The sequence below is a fragment of the Bacillus sp. 123MFChir2 genome (assembly GCF_000383235.1).
In the GTDB taxonomy this organism is placed as follows: Bacteria; Bacillota; Bacilli; order Bacillales; family Bacillaceae_G; genus Bacillus_A.
In genome coordinates, this window is the sequence record NZ_KB910989.1 from 1 (window position 1) to 15,596 (window position 15,596).

Consider the following 15,596-nt stretch of genomic DNA (forward strand, 5'->3'; position numbering starts at 1 on the left):
TTATCCGGTATTAGCCCCGGTTTCCCGGAGTTATCCCAGTCTTATAGGCAGGTTACCCACGTGTTACTCACCCGTCCGCCGCTAACTTCTTAAGAGCAAGCTCTTAATCGGTTCGCTCGACTTGCATGTATTAGGCACGCCGCCAGCGTTCATCCTGAGCCAGGATCAAACTCTCCAATAAAGTGTTTGTCTAGCTTCATAAATAAAAATTGACGTTTCACGTTGTTTGTTTCGTTTAGTTTTCAAAGTTCAACATCGCATTTCAGCGACTTCTATAAGGTATCACATTCATTTCTCGTTGTCAACCTGTTTTTTTCTTTCGTTGTTGACGACGTTTATTAATTTACCACATTAATAGTTTAAACGTCAATGTTTTTTCTAAAAAAATAACCAAGCTCGAAAAAAAGTTTTTCTAGCCTGGTAAAATATACAATTTAATAACTATAAGCGCACCGATACCCGGCAAACCCAAAAAACCCGAAACAAATGTAGTACCAACATTAATAGGAAGATGAAAATTAAACTGTGCTCCTACTATATTCACAGCAAACAACAACAAAGCTCCTATTACAATTTTGACAAGCAATCCGCCTACAAAGCGAAATGGCTTTATAGAAGCACCGACAATTAGTAAAATAAATATTAACGTTAATATACCACCAATAATCAAACTATGTTCCATGCGACTCTCTCCCTTACAACTTGTACACTATATTTGTATGGGAAAAAGAAAAAAAAAGACCGTTAATTTTTTCGTATAAAGCGAAACTTCCATCAGTGTTAGTTTTTGTTCATCCCCCACCGATCCTTTGTTTCTTTCTGAACCTTGAGGCGGGATCTTACCGCCCGCGAGTAGCGGGATAAAATAAAAAGCCGAACTGAAAAACCATTTTCCGTTCGACTTCTCTTTTATAATTGTTCCATTTTCACAGGACGTCTTTTCGCTTCCTTCAATAGATAGAAGTACTTCGCTTCCGCCAGTTTCAAATGACACAATACATCTTCTGAAGGCTCGATGCTTTGTTCTACAATTCTCTTCTGACGCATCCACTCTATCTTCACTTGTTCTAGCAATACAATTAATTTTTCATCATATTCCTTACGCAACTTTGCTTTTTTTTGAAAAAACATCTCTATTTCTCCTACTTATAATTCTCTACGGCCTTCTAACGCCTTCGATAGCGTTACTTCATCCGCATATTCTAAGTCACCACCAACTGGTAGCCCGTGTGCAATACGAGTCACTTTAATCCCCGTTGGCTTTAACAGACGAGAAATATACATCGCTGTTGCTTCCCCTTCAATATTCGGGTTTGTTGCCAAAATAACTTCTTGTACTGTTTCGTCGTGTAGTCGTTTTAACAACTGAGGAATATTAATATCTTCTGGGCCAACTCCCTCCATTGGAGAAATAGCACCATTCAACACATGATATACTCCCTGATATTCTTTCATCTTCTCCATTGCAATCACATCTTTTGGCTCTTGCACAACACAAACAACCGATTGATCGCGATGAGAATCATCACAAATGTAACAAGGATCTCGATCTGTTATATGACCACAAATAGAACAGTACATTAAGTTTCGTTTTGCATTTACAAGTGATTTCGCAAAATCTAATACGTCATCTTCTTTCATATCTAATACGAAAAAAGCCAAGCGAACCGCTGTTTTCGGTCCGATACCTGGCAATTTCATAAAACTATCAATCAGCTTCGAAATTGGCTCTGGATAGTGCATCTATGACCAACCTCCTAGAACATACCGCCTGGTAAATTCATTCCTTTTGTAAATTGCCCCATTGTAGCATTCGATAGTTCTTCCGCTTTCTTTAATGCATCATTTGTTGCAGCTAATACAAGATCTTGCAACATTTCAATATCTTCTGGATCTACAACTTCTTCTTTAATTTTCACTTCTAGAACTTGTTTATGTCCGCTTGCAATAACTGTTACCATACCACCGCCAGCTGTTCCTTCAACTGTTTTTTCACCAAGTTCCTCTTGCGCTTTCGTCATTTGTTTTTGCATTTTTTGCATTTGTTTCATCATATTATTCATATTTCCCATTCCACGCATCATAAATAGTTCCTCCTAATTTTCACTTAATGAATGTTTACATTTTGGAAAAAAATCCATTTAAAGCATACTTTATTCCTTTATTTCAATTAATTTCTCTCCAACTATTTTTACAGCTTCTTCTACAAGGGGATCTTTCGGTTTCTCTTCTTCTGAAGAACCATCTTCATTTTGTAAGAACCCCTCACGAATTTTCCCCCATTCACTTTTAGGAATTGCAATCATTTGCAAATTTTTCCCAAATAATTCAAAGAGAATTTGCTCTACTGTATCTGTTGCCTCACGATTTTCACTCGCCATTTTACAATGAATTTCATACTTAAAAGCCAGAACATAAGAAGTAGTAGACGCCGCTACCGGCTCACTATTTTCTAACAAAACAGCATAAGCGACTTTATTATAACTTTTCAATCGCTCTAACAGTTCACCCCATGCGCTTTTCAACTGCTCCAACTCTTTACGAGTTGCTTGCTTTAGCACTTCATGAACACGACCGACCGGTATTTTCATACTACCAGAACGACTCGGCTTCGGTGCAGCCTTTGTTTCTCTCACTTCTTGTTGCATTGAAGTTGGCACACCATCTCGTTTTATCTTCTCTAATTCCTGTTCTAACTGCTGCATTCTTTGTAAAACAACTTGCAAACGATCCGCTCCGTTTACTTTCGTCGCAAATTGCTGACACAATTGCACCATAACCACTTCTAAAAAAATACGTGGATGATTTGTCCATTTCATTTCTTGTTGGCTTTTACTAAGCGTATGAATAATTTCATAAATTATTTCAGGCTGCATCTCCTGACTTAACTTTCGAAATGAATCATCAACAATAACTCTCTCCAGCATATCCTCTAGCTGCGGTGAGGTTTGATATAAAAGCATATCTCGGTAATAGTAAATAAAGTCTTCCATGAAACGAAGTGGGTCTTTCCCTTGATTCATAATATCATCAACAATACGCAATGCTTTTGATACATCATTATCATATATACTTTCTACAAGGTTCGCTAAATAACGCTGTGAAACAGAACCTGTTACCGCTAATACATCTTCTACCGTTACCACTTCATCACTATAGGAAATCGCTTGATCGATTAAACTTAACGCATCACGCATACCACCTTCTGCAGCACGCGCTACAATTTGAAGTGCTTCCTCGTCCACTTTCGTTCCTTCGTTATTCACAACAGTTGTTAATCGTTCTACAATATCCTGTACTGATATTTTGCGGAACTCAAAGCGCTGGCAACGAGAAATAATTGTCGGTGGAATTTTATGCGGTTCTGTCGTTGCCAAAATAAAGATAACATGCTGCGGAGGTTCTTCTAATGTTTTTAATAGCGCATTAAACGCCCCCATCGAAAGCATGTGAACTTCATCAATAATATATACTTTATAGCGAACTTCGCTTGGAGCATATTTTACTTTATCTCTTATATCTCGAATTTCATCTACACCGTTATTCGAAGCCGCGTCAATTTCTAATACATCTGAAATAGCACCTTGTGTAATTCCTAAGCATGCAGGACATTGATTACAAGGTTCAGCTGTAGGAGCTTGCTCACAGTTGATTGCTTTTGCAAATACTTTCGCAATTGTTGTTTTCCCTGTTCCTCTCGGGCCAGAGAATACATAAGCATGTGACGCTTTCTCTTGAAGAAGGGCATTTTGCAACGTTTTCGTTACGTGCTTTTGACCGACTACATCTTCAAATTTCTGCGGTCTCCATGTTCGGTATAACGCCTGGTATGACACGAAAATACGGCCTCCCCCAAAGGTTATTCTCTCGTTTATCCCGCTATTCGTAAACAGTAATCTCGCCAACTCAAACAAAAAGTCAGGCGGGATACACTGCCCGTAAAAGCCTGATTCGTCCAATCAATAATGAATAGGCGATAAAAATCCCCTATTCATTATTGTTTCACTTTATTATAACCTATTCTGATTCTAGATTCCAAAAGTTATTTTCCATACAAAAAACCCATCCTATTTGTATAGGATGGGTTTATATGCATATATAACTGCCGTGCACCTTCTGTCGACTACGTACCATAAGCGTTACTTAAGCAGTTAGCTCGGTTCAGGCACTCCTGCGGCACACGAGAAGACCCGCTTATTGCTGCTTCCTTCCGGACCTGACAAGGTTCACGGGGTCCCGTTGCGCAGGACCCAAACGTCAACGCTACTTACTTAAGGCAGACCCTACAGTAACATAACCTCGAGAAGGGATTCGGCCTCGCTAGAGCGGATTGCGAGTACAGGGCACCGCTACCTCCCCGCTTAGCACGGCAAAGTTAAAACCATATTTAGTTGCCTCGTTTAAAGGCAATCTCAGTATAACTTGTTTCCTAAAAAATTGCAACGTGTCAGCAAAGAGTATTTTTATCCAACTCTTTCTTCTCTTTCTTCCTCTTTTTACGTAGTTCTCGAAAAAAATTTGTTAATAAACTTCCACACTCTTCTTCTAATACACCAGCTACAACTTTGGATTGATGATTAAACCGATCCTCTGTTAATAAATTCATTAATGTACCGGCACATCCACCTTTTGGATCCGCTGCACCATATACAACCCGTTCTACGCGTGATAACACAATGGCACCAGCACACATTGGGCACGGTTCTAATGTGACATATAACGTTGCATTTTCTAAACGCCAAGTCCCTAATTTCTTGCAAGCATCATCAATCGCTAACAATTCAGCATGAGCGACTGATCGTTGCTCTGTTTCACGTAAGTTATGGGCACGACTTATGACTTCACCATCAACAACAACAACCGCACCAATTGGTACTTCCTGTATTTCCCCGGCCTTTTTCGCTTCTTCTATCGCAAGTTCCATAAAATAAATATCTTGTTCCATAACAAAGTCCTTTCAGCATAAATAACTTTTCTGTATTCAATCCAATCTAAAGAGAAAGGAAAGGAGATTACATATGAAAAATACCGCACTCCTTATTATTGACATGATTAATGACTTCCAATTTTCACACGGACCTATCTTAGCACAAAAATGCAAACCTATTACAGAATCGATTTTACAACTTAAACAAAAAATGAAAAATGCCGGCTGTCCAATTATTTATGTAAATGATCATTATCATTTATGGAGAGCCGATATTAATGAACTCATCACCTATTGCACAAATGAACACAGTGAAGAAATCATAAAAAAGATTACCCCTGCCCGCGACGATTATATTTTTATTAAACCACATTATTCTGCTTTTTATGAAACACCCTTAAATTCATTATTAGGTCATTTAAAAATTGAAAATCTTATCTTAACAGGAGTAGCTGGAAATATATGCATTCTTTTCACCGCAAATGATGCTCACATGAGAAATTATCAATTATATGTACCTGAAGATTGTATTGCTTCTAATTGTGATCAAGACAACAAACATGCCCTGCGTATTATGCAAACCACTTTAAAAGCAAATACCTCTTCATCTTTTCATTTACAACCGTAATAACATAAAGTGAAACTTCCATTAGCAAGAGCGTATTACGAGTTAATATCGGATGAATTGATTTTCTAACTTTTTATGACAAACTAATCCTTTCTCACTCCTCTTATGCTACAATAGTTCTGTTTTGTGCTTTTTATTCGTTTCAAATCATGTTTTGAGAGGAGGCAACAGTGTGACTGGAGTACCATTTATTACAGTTGAAGGACCCATTGGTGTTGGAAAAACTTCACTCGCGAAAGCGATATCGACTCACATGCAACTCCATTTATTAAAAGAAATCGTTGATGAAAATCCTTTTTTAGGAAAATTTTACGATAATATTGAGGAATGGGCTTTTCAATTAGAAATGTTTTTCTTATGCAACCGATATAAGCAATTAGAAGACATTGATACAAAATATTTAAAACAACATATACCTGTCGTAGCAGATTACCATATATTTAAAAACTTAATTTTTGCATCTCAAACATTACATGGCACCCAATATGAGAAATACATGCAGATTTATCGTATCTTAACACAAGATATGCCAGTTCCAAATGTCATTGTGTATATAACAGCAAGTTTAGAAACACTGCAAAAACGAATTGCAATGCGTGGACGTGAATTCGAAAAAAATATAGATCCTAATTATTTATTGCAACTCATTAAAGATTACGAAATGGCAATGGAAACATTCAAAAAAAATCATCCAGACATCCCCGTATTAAAATTCAATGGAGATAGCATGGATTTTGTAAAAAATGAATCGGACTTACATGTAATCTTATCAGCATTACAAAATACACTGACAAAGGAGATTAACTAATAATGAATTTGAGACAAAAATATGACATCCCAAATGATGCTGTTATTACGATTGCCGGAACAGTCGGTGTTGGGAAATCTACAATGACAAACGCTCTTGCAAATGCACTTGGTTACCGCACATCATTTGAAAAAGTAGACGCTAATCCATATTTAGATAAATTTTATGGAGACTTCACACGTTGGAGCTTCCACTTACAAGTTTATTTCTTAGCAGAACGCTTTAAAGAACAAAAAAAAATCTTCGAATATGGCGGAGGATTTATTCAAGACCGTTCTATTTATGAAGACACGGGAATTTTCGCCAAAATGCATTATGAAAAAGGAACAATGACTGCTACAGATTATGAAACGTATAAAAGCTTATTTGATGCAATGGTTATGACACCTTATTTCCCACACCCTGATTTACTGATTCACTTAGAAGGATCATTTGATGATATTATAGATCGCATTAAAGAGCGCGGAAGACCAATGGAACAACAAACACCAATTGAATATTGGAAAGAAATGCATGAACGCTATGAAAATTGGATTAATGGCTTTAATGCTTGTCCTGTATTGCGTCTTAATATTAATGAATACGACATTTTACAAAATGAAAATTCAATTGAACCTATTATTAAGAAAATTGGTCGTTTCTTACAACAAACACGTAAACTTGTAAAATAAAAAACCCGTGCAATTGCACGGGTTTTTCCTATGAACTTAGTTTTTCTTTTTCGTCGGAGCAATAATTTCGCTCTCTGTTTTCCCTGCATTAATACGCTGACGTACAGTGCTCACACTAATATTATATGCTTCAGCAATTTCTTTTACTGTCATTTCTTTTCCATTAATAACAGCTGTAATTACTTTACGTTTTGAATCTACCTTTTCCTCAACTTGTTTTGGTGCTTCTATTTTCTTCACTTCTTTTTTCACATCACAGATGCAACCACAAAGTTTACGAAATGTTTCATCACTTACAATACGAGATACGTTTGCAGCACTGTTTAAAATTTTATTTTTCTTGCAAACAGGGCATTGTACATAATATAGTGTTTTTCCGTCAAGCGGAAATGTTTGTATAATAATATCCATGGCCATGGTAGCTCCTTTCATATCTATGAAGATAATCCTCGGAATATGAGTGTTCCTATAAGAGGTTCATTCTCCTATATGCTACTTCCTAATTGGTTAAAATAAAAACTCGTTACGTGTTGGTAACGAGTTCTCCAATCTCCACTTATATGCGCTGTTGTCAATTATATATGGCGGAGGAAGAGGGATTCGAACCCCCGCGCGGCTCACACCGCCTGTCGGTTTTCAAGACCGATCCCTTCAGCCAGACTTGGGTATTCCTCCGTGTTAACATGACATGAAATATAATATCAAAAGAAAAACAGTTCGTCAACCCTATTATATAGATAATATAAAAAGGTAAGAGATTTTTCTCCTTCCTTTTTCATGAAATATATCCCACTCTACTAAATAATTAAAGGTGTTGTTATTCTAAAATAACAACGAATAGATTCATTTATATAAATCTATTTTAATTTTTCGGCATATAGATTGCGGCTATGCCGAAAAAAGGAGTCTGCACTCGCTCCTTGCATGTGGCAGGAAAGGGCCCTGACCGCTTCTACGCACGGCCAGATGCTCTCGCCCACCGAAAAGAAATGATTTTATATCGTTTTTTATTTGGGTTTATTTAATTACTGTTTTTCCTCCCATATAAGGACGAAGAACCTCTGGAATAATAATAGAACCATCTTCTTGCTGGTAGTTCTCTAAAACAGCAGCTACTGTACGGCCAATTGCAAGTCCAGATCCATTTAGTGTATGAACGTGCTCTGGTTTCGCTTTTGTATCACGACGGAAACGAATATTTGCACGGCGCGCTTGGAATGCTTCAAAGTTACTACAAGAAGAAATTTCACGATATGTACCATAGCTAGGAATCCATACTTCGATATCATATTTCTTCGCTGCCGTAAACCCTAAATCTCCTGTACACATGCTCATGACACGGTATGGAAGACCTAATAATTGTAATACGCGCTCTGCATCATTTGTTAATTTTTCTAGTTCTTCATAAGAATCTTCAGGTTTCACAAATTTAACAAGCTCTACTTTATTAAATTGGTGCTGACGAATTAAACCACGTGTATCGCGACCAGCAGATCCTGCTTCAGAACGGAAACACGCGCTAAATGCTGCATAACGAATTGGTAATTGATCTCCGCTTAAAATTTCTTCACGATGCATATTTGTTACAGGTACTTCAGCTGTAGGAATTAAGAAGTAATCCTCGCTTTCAATACGAAACGCATCTTCTTCAAACTTCGGAAGTTGCCCCGTTCCTATCATGCTCGTACGATTCACTATATACGGAGGTAAAATTTCTTCATATCCATGCTCTTCCGTATGAAGATCAAGCATAAAATTAAATAAAGCACGTTCTAATTTTGCACCTGCCCCTTTATAAAATACAAAACGGCTACCCGTTACCTTTCCAGCGCGTTCAAAATCTAACATACCCAAATCTGTTGCAAGATCCCAATGCGGCTTTGGTTCGAACGTAAATTCTGGAACATCTCCCCACGTACGAACTTGCACATTATCATCTTCCGTTTCGCCCATTGGTGTAGATTCATGTGGAATATTTGGAATAGATAACATTAATTTCTCAAGATCTTCTTCAACTGTACGAAGCTCATTATCAAGCTCTTTCACTTTATCGCTTACTTCACGCATTTCTAAAATAAGCGCCTCTGCATCTTTCTTTTCACGTTTTAATACAGAAATTTGTTGAGATACTTCATTACGTTTGCTTTTTAACTCTTCGGTTTTTACAAGTAATTCTCTTCTTTTTATGTCTAATTCTTCAAAACGGCCAAAGTCGGTTAAGTCTTCGCCTCTATGTTGCAGTTTCGCTTTTACTTCTTCAAAATTCGCACGCAAAAATTTAATATCAAGCATAATATTTCCTCCTTTATTTTTACAAAAATAAAAAACTCCCGTCCCTATACAAAGGGACGGGAGTTAACCCGCGTTGCCACCCTAATTGAAAGCATAATTGCTTTCCTCTCAAGTAGAGATAACGGCTCTTCACCGGAAATGTTTACTAGCCAACAGGGCTGTTCCACACTTCACTCCAGGATGGATTCACAAGCCGCTTCTATCGGTTTACACCAACCACCGACTCTCTATAAGAAACGTCTCTTGTTACTAATTCCTATCAACACATTTATCATATAAAATAGTTACCATCAATTTACTATAATCTTGCACAAGTTTCAAGTCACTTATACAGCTTTTTTTATTTTTGCTTCCTTTACCATCTCTACAAAATAGGCTGTAACACGATGATCATCAGTTAATTCTGGATGGAAAGAAGCTGCTAATAAATGATTTTGACGAACCGCGACCATACGCTCTTCATATGTGCATAATACTTCGATATGATCTTCTACATTTACAACATACGGTGCACGAATAAATACACCAATAAAGTCTTCGCCTACTCCTTCCATCGAAAGAGCTGCCTCAAAACTATCTTTTTGGCGACCAAACGCATTGCGTTCCACTGTAATATCCATTACGCCAATATGTGGTTCCTCATATCCAACAAGGTTCTTTGCAAGTAAGATCATACCTGCACACGTACCAAACATCGGTTTCCCTGCTTTAGCAAATTCACGAAGAGGTTCCATAAAACTATATTTATCAATTAGACGGCGCATCGTTGTACTTTCACCACCTGGTAAAATAAGTCCATCTACTTCCTCTAATTGCTCTGTACGCTTCACAATCACCGCTTGTGCACCAACTGCCTCTATTGCACGTACATGCTCACGAACCGCTCCTTGAAGTCCTAATACACCGATTGTAACCATTTCAAAAACTCCTTTAATTACCAACCGCGTTCTTGCATGCGTTGTTCTGGTAATAATGTTGAAATTTCAACACCTTTCATTGCATTACCTAGTCCTTTAGAAAGGCGAGCGATTAATTCATAATCTTCATAATGCGTTGTTGCTTCAACAATCGCACGCGCAAACTTTTCTGGATTTTCTGATTTGAAAATACCGGAACCTACGAATACACCATCTGCACCTAGTTGCATCATTAATGCAGCGTCTGCTGGTGTTGCAACGCCACCTGCTGCAAAGTTTACAACCGGTAAACGGCCAAGGCGTTTGATTTCAAGTAACACTTCATAAGGAGCACCCGTATTTTTTGCATATGTCATTAACTCATCTTCGCGCAGACTTGCAACTTGACGAATTTCTGCGTTTACTTGACGCATATGACGTACAGCTTCTACAATATTTCCTGTACCAGGCTCACCTTTTGTACGAAGCATTGATGCACCTTCAGCAATACGGCGTGCCGCTTCTCCGATATCACGGCATCCACATACAAATGGAACAGTATAATCACGTTTATTTAAATGATACACTTCATCAGCTGGAGTTAACACTTCACTCTCATCAATGTAATCTACCCCTAATGATTCAAGTACGCGTGCTTCCACAAGATGACCAATACGGCATTTTGCCATAACTGGAATTGATACAGCACCCATTACTTCTTCCACGATTGTTGGATCTGCCATACGTGAAACGCCGCCTGCTGCACGAATGTCAGCTGGAACACGTTCTAATGCCATAACAGCAACTGCACCTGCTGCTTCTGCAATTTTTGCTTGCTCAGCGTTAACTACGTCCATAATGACGCCACCCTTTTGCATTTCTGCCATTCCACGTTTTACGCGCTCTGTTCCTGTTACATTTAACATGTACAAAAAACCCCCCTAGGTGAATTGCTTTCCCCAGTCACAGGGAAAATTAAGAATACTCTTACATTCTACCATTATCTATTAGAGATTTGTCTACTATTTTTTTGGATAAAATAGGTACGTAAAATAGCAAATAAAAAAGCCTCCTTATCGGAAGCTTTTAAAACCAACCTTTTACAGTATCAATTGTACCATTCCATAGACCACTAAAGAAGGAACCAATGCTTCGCATAGAAAGAACAAACCAATTCGCCTTTTCTACCTCTTGTTTTGTTACAAGATCTACTTGCATGGATTTACCAGTTAAAAATCCTACATCGTTAGCATCTTTCGCTGATACGGTCATATAACCAAGTGTTGTACCTTTTTTAATTGGTGCTTCATTCTCTTTATTTACTGCTTTGAAATCTGTTTTATAAATATCTTGACTACCTTTTGGCATTGGAAGTACGATTTCTTTCTTTGTCTGCACTGGTACTTCTGTATCTTTTGCTTTATTTACATGAACTGTTTCATGACCTTTTACTTGAGAAGCTTTTGGATATACCGTTTTTGTTTGGAAATTTGTAAAACCGTAATCAAATAGTTTTTTCGTTTCATCAAAACGAGCTGTCTCAGAGTTTGTTTTAATAACAACAGAGATTAAACGCATACCATTACGCTCTGCTGTACCTGTAAAGCAATAACCAGCTTGATCAGTATGCCCTGTCTTTAGGCCATCTACACCTTCATACCCTTTAACTAATCCTTTTAACATCCAGTTCCAGTTTGACATATCAATTGGATATTTTCCATCTTTTTGGAATGTCTTTTTTGTAATTTTGGCTGTATCAAGAACCTTTGGATAATCTTGAAGTAAATGTTGTGCTAACAAAGCACAGTCTTTGGCAGACATTTTATTTTCATCATCCGGGCTTGTTCCTTCAGGATGTTTTCCTTTTAAGTCCTTATTGATTAATCCTGTAGCATTTACAAATTTATAATTTTGTAACCCTAGTTCTTTTGCTTTATCATTCATCATTTTAGCAAAATTGGCTTCTGAACCACCAATCAATTCAGCTAAAGCAATTGTTGCGCCATTAGCAGAGTAAATTGCCATTGCTTCATATAATTCTTTTACAGTATACATACCGCCGTTTTCTAAAGGAACATTTGATAAAGAACGATCTTGTGAAATTATATGAGCGTAATCAGCAACTTTCGTTTTTTGATCCCATTTAATTTTACCTTTTGCTATTGCTTCATGAACCAAATATTCAGTCATCATTTTTGTCATACTAGCAATCGCTAATGATTCATCTACATTTTTTTGATATAAAATCTTTCCAGAATTTTCTTCCACTAAAATTGCTGCTCCAGCCTCAACATTCAAAGCAGAATTGGTTTCCGCAAATGCACTGCTGTATGTAAAAAACATGCTGCAAAATAGTGTAAGCACTGTTACAATCGCAACCATTTGCTTACGAAATATACCTTTCACTGTTGTTACCCCCAATATATTTGTACTCACATAAACGTTATTCTAACACAATCAAAAAAAAATAGACAGAGGTACTAAACCTCCGTCCATTTTTATATCAGACATTATAATGAATAGTTTGGTGATTCTTTTGTAATTTGAACATCATGCGGATGACTTTCACGTAATCCAGCACCTGACATACGGATAAACTGTGCATTTTCGCGTAAGAATGTTAAATCAGCTGCTCCACAATATCCCATACCTGCACGTAATCCACCAACTAATTGGTGTACTGTATCTGCTAAATGACCTTTAAATGGAACGCGTCCTTCAATTCCTTCTGGAACAAGTTTTTTATTACCTTCTTGGAAGTAACGATCTTTACTTCCTTTTTCCATCGCTCCAACAGAACCCATACCACGATATACTTTAAATTGACGACCTTGGTAAATTTCTGTATCTCCAGGGCTTTCTGCTACACCAGCAAACATACTTCCAAGCATAACAACGTGCGCGCCTGCTGCTAATGCTTTTACGATATCACCAGAATACTTAATTCCACCATCAGCAATTACTGGGATACCATATTTACGAGCTTCTGTTGCACAGTCATACACCGCTGTTAATTGAGGAACACCGACACCAGCTACAACGCGTGTTGTACAAATAGATCCTGGTCCAATACCAACTTTAACAATATTTGCACCCGCTTCAATTAATTCACGAGTTGCTTCAGCTGTAGCAACGTTACCAGCAATAATATTTAAGTTTGGATATTTTGCACGAACTTCTTTCACTTTATCTAATACACCTTGTGAATGGCCATGTGCAGTATCAATAACAATTACGTCTACATTTGCTTTTACTAATGCATCAATACGTTGCATTGCATCAGCTGTTACGCCAACAGCTGCCCCTACTAATAAACGACCTTGTTTATCTTTCGCAGAGTTTGGAAACTCAATTACTTTTTCAATATCTTTAATTGTAATTAAGCCTTGTAATACACCGTTATCATCAACAAGAGGAAGTTTTTCAATTTTATGCTTTTGTAAGATTTTCTCAGCATCTTCTAGTGTAGTATGAACTGGAGCTGTAATTAAGTTCTCTTTTGTCATTACATCAGAAATCTTAATTGAATAATCTTGGATAAAACGCATATCACGGTTTGTAATAATCCCTACAAGTTTTCGTTCTTCTGTATCATTTACAACTGGAACACCTGAAATGCGATATTTTCCCATCAAATGTTCTGCATCATATACTTGATGGTCGGGAGTTAAAAAGAAAGGATCCGTAATAACGCCGCTTTCAGAACGTTTTACTTTATCGACTTGCTCAGCTTGTTGCTCGATAGACATATTTTTATGGATAATTCCAATTCCACCTTGACGCGCCATCGCAATAGCCATCTCAGCTTCTGTTACTGTATCCATACCCGCACTAATTAAAGGAATATTTAATTGTAACGTTTCGGATAAAACTGTTTTTATACTTACTTCCCTTGGTAATACATCTGATTTAGCTGGTACAAGTAATACATCATCAAACGTTAAACCTTCTTTAACAAATTTAGATTCCCACATAAATGATTCCCCCCATGATACCTGAAATTATTATTAGTAGCTTAACAATTGGTTAAAATACTGTCAAGAAAGACTTAATATGTTAGAATTTTCTAAAAACAAAAGGAGAGTATATATGCAACAGTCCTCAATTATTTGGCAGAAATTAAGCTTTTTTCTTTCTTCTACTCACACGCAACATTATCTTACCCATTGCTACAAAAAATTAGATAATACAAATACTGAGAAAAAAAGCTTTGAAAATTGTTATCCTTTTATTTATTACTTAGAGCATGGAAAAAGCTATTACCAATTGTGTAATACTGCGCCATTTTCTATTAAGCCAGTACTATTATTTTATGGAATGAGTCAACTTCTAAAAGCTTGTCTACTTACCGTCGATCCCAATTATCCTGAATCAACTTCTGTATTGGCACATGGGGTTACAACAAGAAAAAGAAAAAAACAAGGTTATCAATTTATCGATGATGAAGTGAAAATTCAAAAGCATGGGCTATTTACTCATGTTGCGGAACAAATGTTTCACATGAAACATTTAGAAGGAGAAAAATATACAATGGAAGGGTTGATGCAGCGGGTCGCTGAATTAGCAGATTTGTTCCGATACAGTAAGAGAAAAAATAATGTATATCAATTAAAAGAAGTGATGGGAAATATCTTTACTTTTCCTACTCAAATTTTAGATACTTTTCATATGACTGAAGAACGTTTTGTACGGTATATAGAAGGGATTAACAAGCGCCTTAACATTCAATATACAAACTTTAAAGAAAATGATTCACATTTGTATTTTTCAGCTTCCATGAAAGAATGGAAGCCATTATACAGCGCTCCCCTTACATACAATTATTATACAAACGTTTATTATTTACCTGCTAATAAGGAAATGGCTCCTGTTCTCCCAGAATTACTTATCCACTACCTTTTGCTTTATAACTTAAGTATGATATCCCGCTATGAAACAGACTGGTGGTACGATTTACTCGGAAGTTATGCTTCTGAAGATTATCCATTCATCTTTCAATTTCTAGCTGTTACAGCCGAAAAAGTACCGTACTATATTTATTTATATTTAATGAGTCAACATAACGTAATTTCTTAGGAAATAAAAAAGACGAGTCCGCTGACTCGTCTTTCGTTTGCCTGGCAACGTCCTACTCTCACAGGGACAAAGTCCCAACTACCATCGGCGCTAGAGAGCTTAACTTCCGTGTTCGGTATGGGAACGGGTGTGACCTCTCTGCCATCATTACCAGACTTATGAAGGTATATTCCTTCAAAACTAGATAACATTTGCTTCATATTATATGGTTAAGTCCTCGATCTATTAGTATTCGTCAGCTCCACGTGTCACCACGCTTCCACCTCGAACCTATCAACCTGATCATCTTTCAGGGATC

At 37.1% G+C, this 15,596-nt stretch carries 16 protein-coding genes, 1 tRNA gene, 3 rRNA genes, 1 other RNA gene and 1 other annotated feature; of the genes, 4 read left to right on the forward strand and 17 right to left on the reverse strand.

Annotated features, from left to right (window positions below; translation table 11 throughout):
* From H280_RS0121320 to tadA, 8 genes are all read right to left on the reverse strand, one after another.
* A 16S ribosomal RNA gene (locus H280_RS0121320) occupies positions 1-181 on the reverse strand; the annotation flags it as partial.
* A 231-nt stretch (positions 182-412) separates the two neighbouring features.
* Positions 413-682 carry a pro-sigmaK processing inhibitor BofA family protein gene (locus H280_RS0121325; protein WP_020063143.1) on the reverse strand — a complete coding sequence of 90 codons (270 nt, stop codon included), beginning with the start codon at positions 680-682 and terminating at the stop codon, positions 413-415.
* A 227-nt stretch (positions 683-909) separates the two neighbouring features.
* Positions 910-1,131 (reverse strand): YaaL family protein, encoded by a 222-nt coding sequence (locus tag H280_RS0121330; protein WP_020063144.1) that lies wholly within the window; start codon positions 1,129-1,131, stop codon positions 910-912.
* Between the two features lie 15 nt (positions 1,132-1,146).
* On the reverse strand, positions 1,147-1,743 hold the full coding sequence (gene recR, locus H280_RS0121335) for a recombination protein RecR (protein WP_020063145.1): 597 nt from the start codon (positions 1,741-1,743) through the stop codon (positions 1,147-1,149).
* Positions 1,744-1,757: 14 nt separating this feature from the next.
* Positions 1,758-2,084: a YbaB/EbfC family nucleoid-associated protein gene (locus H280_RS0121340; protein WP_020063146.1), complete on the reverse strand. Its 327-nt coding sequence runs from the start codon at positions 2,082-2,084 to the stop codon at positions 1,758-1,760.
* 69 nt (positions 2,085-2,153) lie between these two features.
* Entirely contained in the window at positions 2,154-3,836 is a 1,683-nt protein-coding gene (gene dnaX, locus H280_RS0121345; protein ID WP_020063147.1) for a DNA polymerase III subunit gamma/tau, read from the reverse strand.
* A 269-nt stretch (positions 3,837-4,105) separates the two neighbouring features.
* Positions 4,106-4,370: signal recognition particle sRNA large type (gene ffs / locus H280_RS25470), an RNA gene on the reverse strand.
* A 77-nt stretch (positions 4,371-4,447) separates the two neighbouring features.
* Positions 4,448-4,945 carry a tRNA adenosine(34) deaminase TadA gene (gene tadA / locus H280_RS0121350; protein ID WP_020063148.1) on the reverse strand — a complete coding sequence of 166 codons (498 nt, stop codon included), beginning with the start codon at positions 4,943-4,945 and terminating at the stop codon, positions 4,448-4,450.
* A gap of 73 nt (positions 4,946-5,018) precedes the next feature.
* Between tadA and H280_RS0121355 the strand changes: the two genes are divergently transcribed.
* The 3 genes from H280_RS0121355 to H280_RS0121365 all read left to right on the forward strand — a co-directional run bounded on the left by H280_RS0121355 (position 5,019) and on the right by H280_RS0121365 (position 7,034).
* Complete coding sequence (locus tag H280_RS0121355) at positions 5,019-5,555, forward strand: isochorismatase family cysteine hydrolase (RefSeq protein ID WP_020063149.1); 537 nt, start codon at positions 5,019-5,021, stop codon at positions 5,553-5,555.
* 172 nt (positions 5,556-5,727) lie between these two features.
* Complete coding sequence (locus H280_RS0121360; RefSeq protein ID WP_020063150.1) at positions 5,728-6,363, forward strand: deoxynucleoside kinase; 636 nt, start codon at positions 5,728-5,730, stop codon at positions 6,361-6,363.
* Positions 6,364-6,365: 2 nt separating this feature from the next.
* A complete protein-coding gene (locus tag H280_RS0121365; RefSeq protein ID WP_020063151.1) occupies positions 6,366-7,034 on the forward strand; it encodes a deoxynucleoside kinase in 669 nt (222 codons plus the stop codon).
* Between the two features lie 36 nt (positions 7,035-7,070).
* Here H280_RS0121365 and H280_RS0121370 read toward each other — a convergent pair whose 3' ends face one another.
* The 7 genes from H280_RS0121370 to guaB all read right to left on the reverse strand — a co-directional run bounded on the left by H280_RS0121370 (position 7,071) and on the right by guaB (position 14,196).
* Complete coding sequence (locus H280_RS0121370; RefSeq protein WP_020063152.1) at positions 7,071-7,445, reverse strand: DUF3797 domain-containing protein; 375 nt, start codon at positions 7,443-7,445, stop codon at positions 7,071-7,073.
* Between the two features lie 171 nt (positions 7,446-7,616).
* A tRNA-Ser gene (locus H280_RS0121375) sits at positions 7,617-7,709 on the reverse strand.
* 342 nt (positions 7,710-8,051) lie between these two features.
* The gene (serS, locus tag H280_RS0121385; protein ID WP_020063154.1) at positions 8,052-9,326 is read right to left on the reverse strand and encodes a serine--tRNA ligase; all 1,275 of its coding nucleotides are present in this window, start codon (positions 9,324-9,326) and stop codon (positions 8,052-8,054) included.
* 49 nt (positions 9,327-9,375) lie between these two features.
* Positions 9,376-9,598, reverse strand: a binding site (T-box leader).
* A gap of 54 nt (positions 9,599-9,652) precedes the next feature.
* Positions 9,653-10,243, reverse strand: coding sequence for a pyridoxal 5'-phosphate synthase glutaminase subunit PdxT (gene pdxT, locus H280_RS0121390; RefSeq protein ID WP_020063155.1), 591 nt, complete (start codon positions 10,241-10,243; stop codon positions 9,653-9,655).
* Between the two features lie 17 nt (positions 10,244-10,260).
* Positions 10,261-11,148: a pyridoxal 5'-phosphate synthase lyase subunit PdxS gene (gene pdxS / locus H280_RS0121395; protein WP_020063156.1), complete on the reverse strand. Its 888-nt coding sequence runs from the start codon at positions 11,146-11,148 to the stop codon at positions 10,261-10,263.
* Positions 11,149-11,308: 160 nt separating this feature from the next.
* Positions 11,309-12,628, reverse strand: coding sequence for a serine hydrolase (locus tag H280_RS0121400; RefSeq protein WP_020063157.1), 1,320 nt, complete (start codon positions 12,626-12,628; stop codon positions 11,309-11,311).
* A 104-nt stretch (positions 12,629-12,732) separates the two neighbouring features.
* Entirely contained in the window at positions 12,733-14,196 is a 1,464-nt protein-coding gene (guaB, locus tag H280_RS0121405) for an IMP dehydrogenase (protein ID WP_020063158.1), read from the reverse strand.
* Positions 14,197-14,311: 115 nt separating this feature from the next.
* Between guaB and H280_RS0121410 the strand changes: the two genes are divergently transcribed.
* A complete protein-coding gene (locus tag H280_RS0121410; RefSeq protein ID WP_020063159.1) occupies positions 14,312-15,298 on the forward strand; it encodes a YaaC family protein in 987 nt (328 codons plus the stop codon).
* Positions 15,299-15,337: 39 nt separating this feature from the next.
* Here H280_RS0121410 and rrf read toward each other — a convergent pair.
* Together rrf and H280_RS0121420 are read right to left on the reverse strand one after the other, a co-directional pair.
* Positions 15,338-15,453, reverse strand: a 5S ribosomal RNA gene (rrf, locus tag H280_RS0121415).
* Positions 15,454-15,503: 50 nt separating this feature from the next.
* Positions 15,504-15,596 (reverse strand): 23S ribosomal RNA (locus H280_RS0121420); the annotation flags it as partial.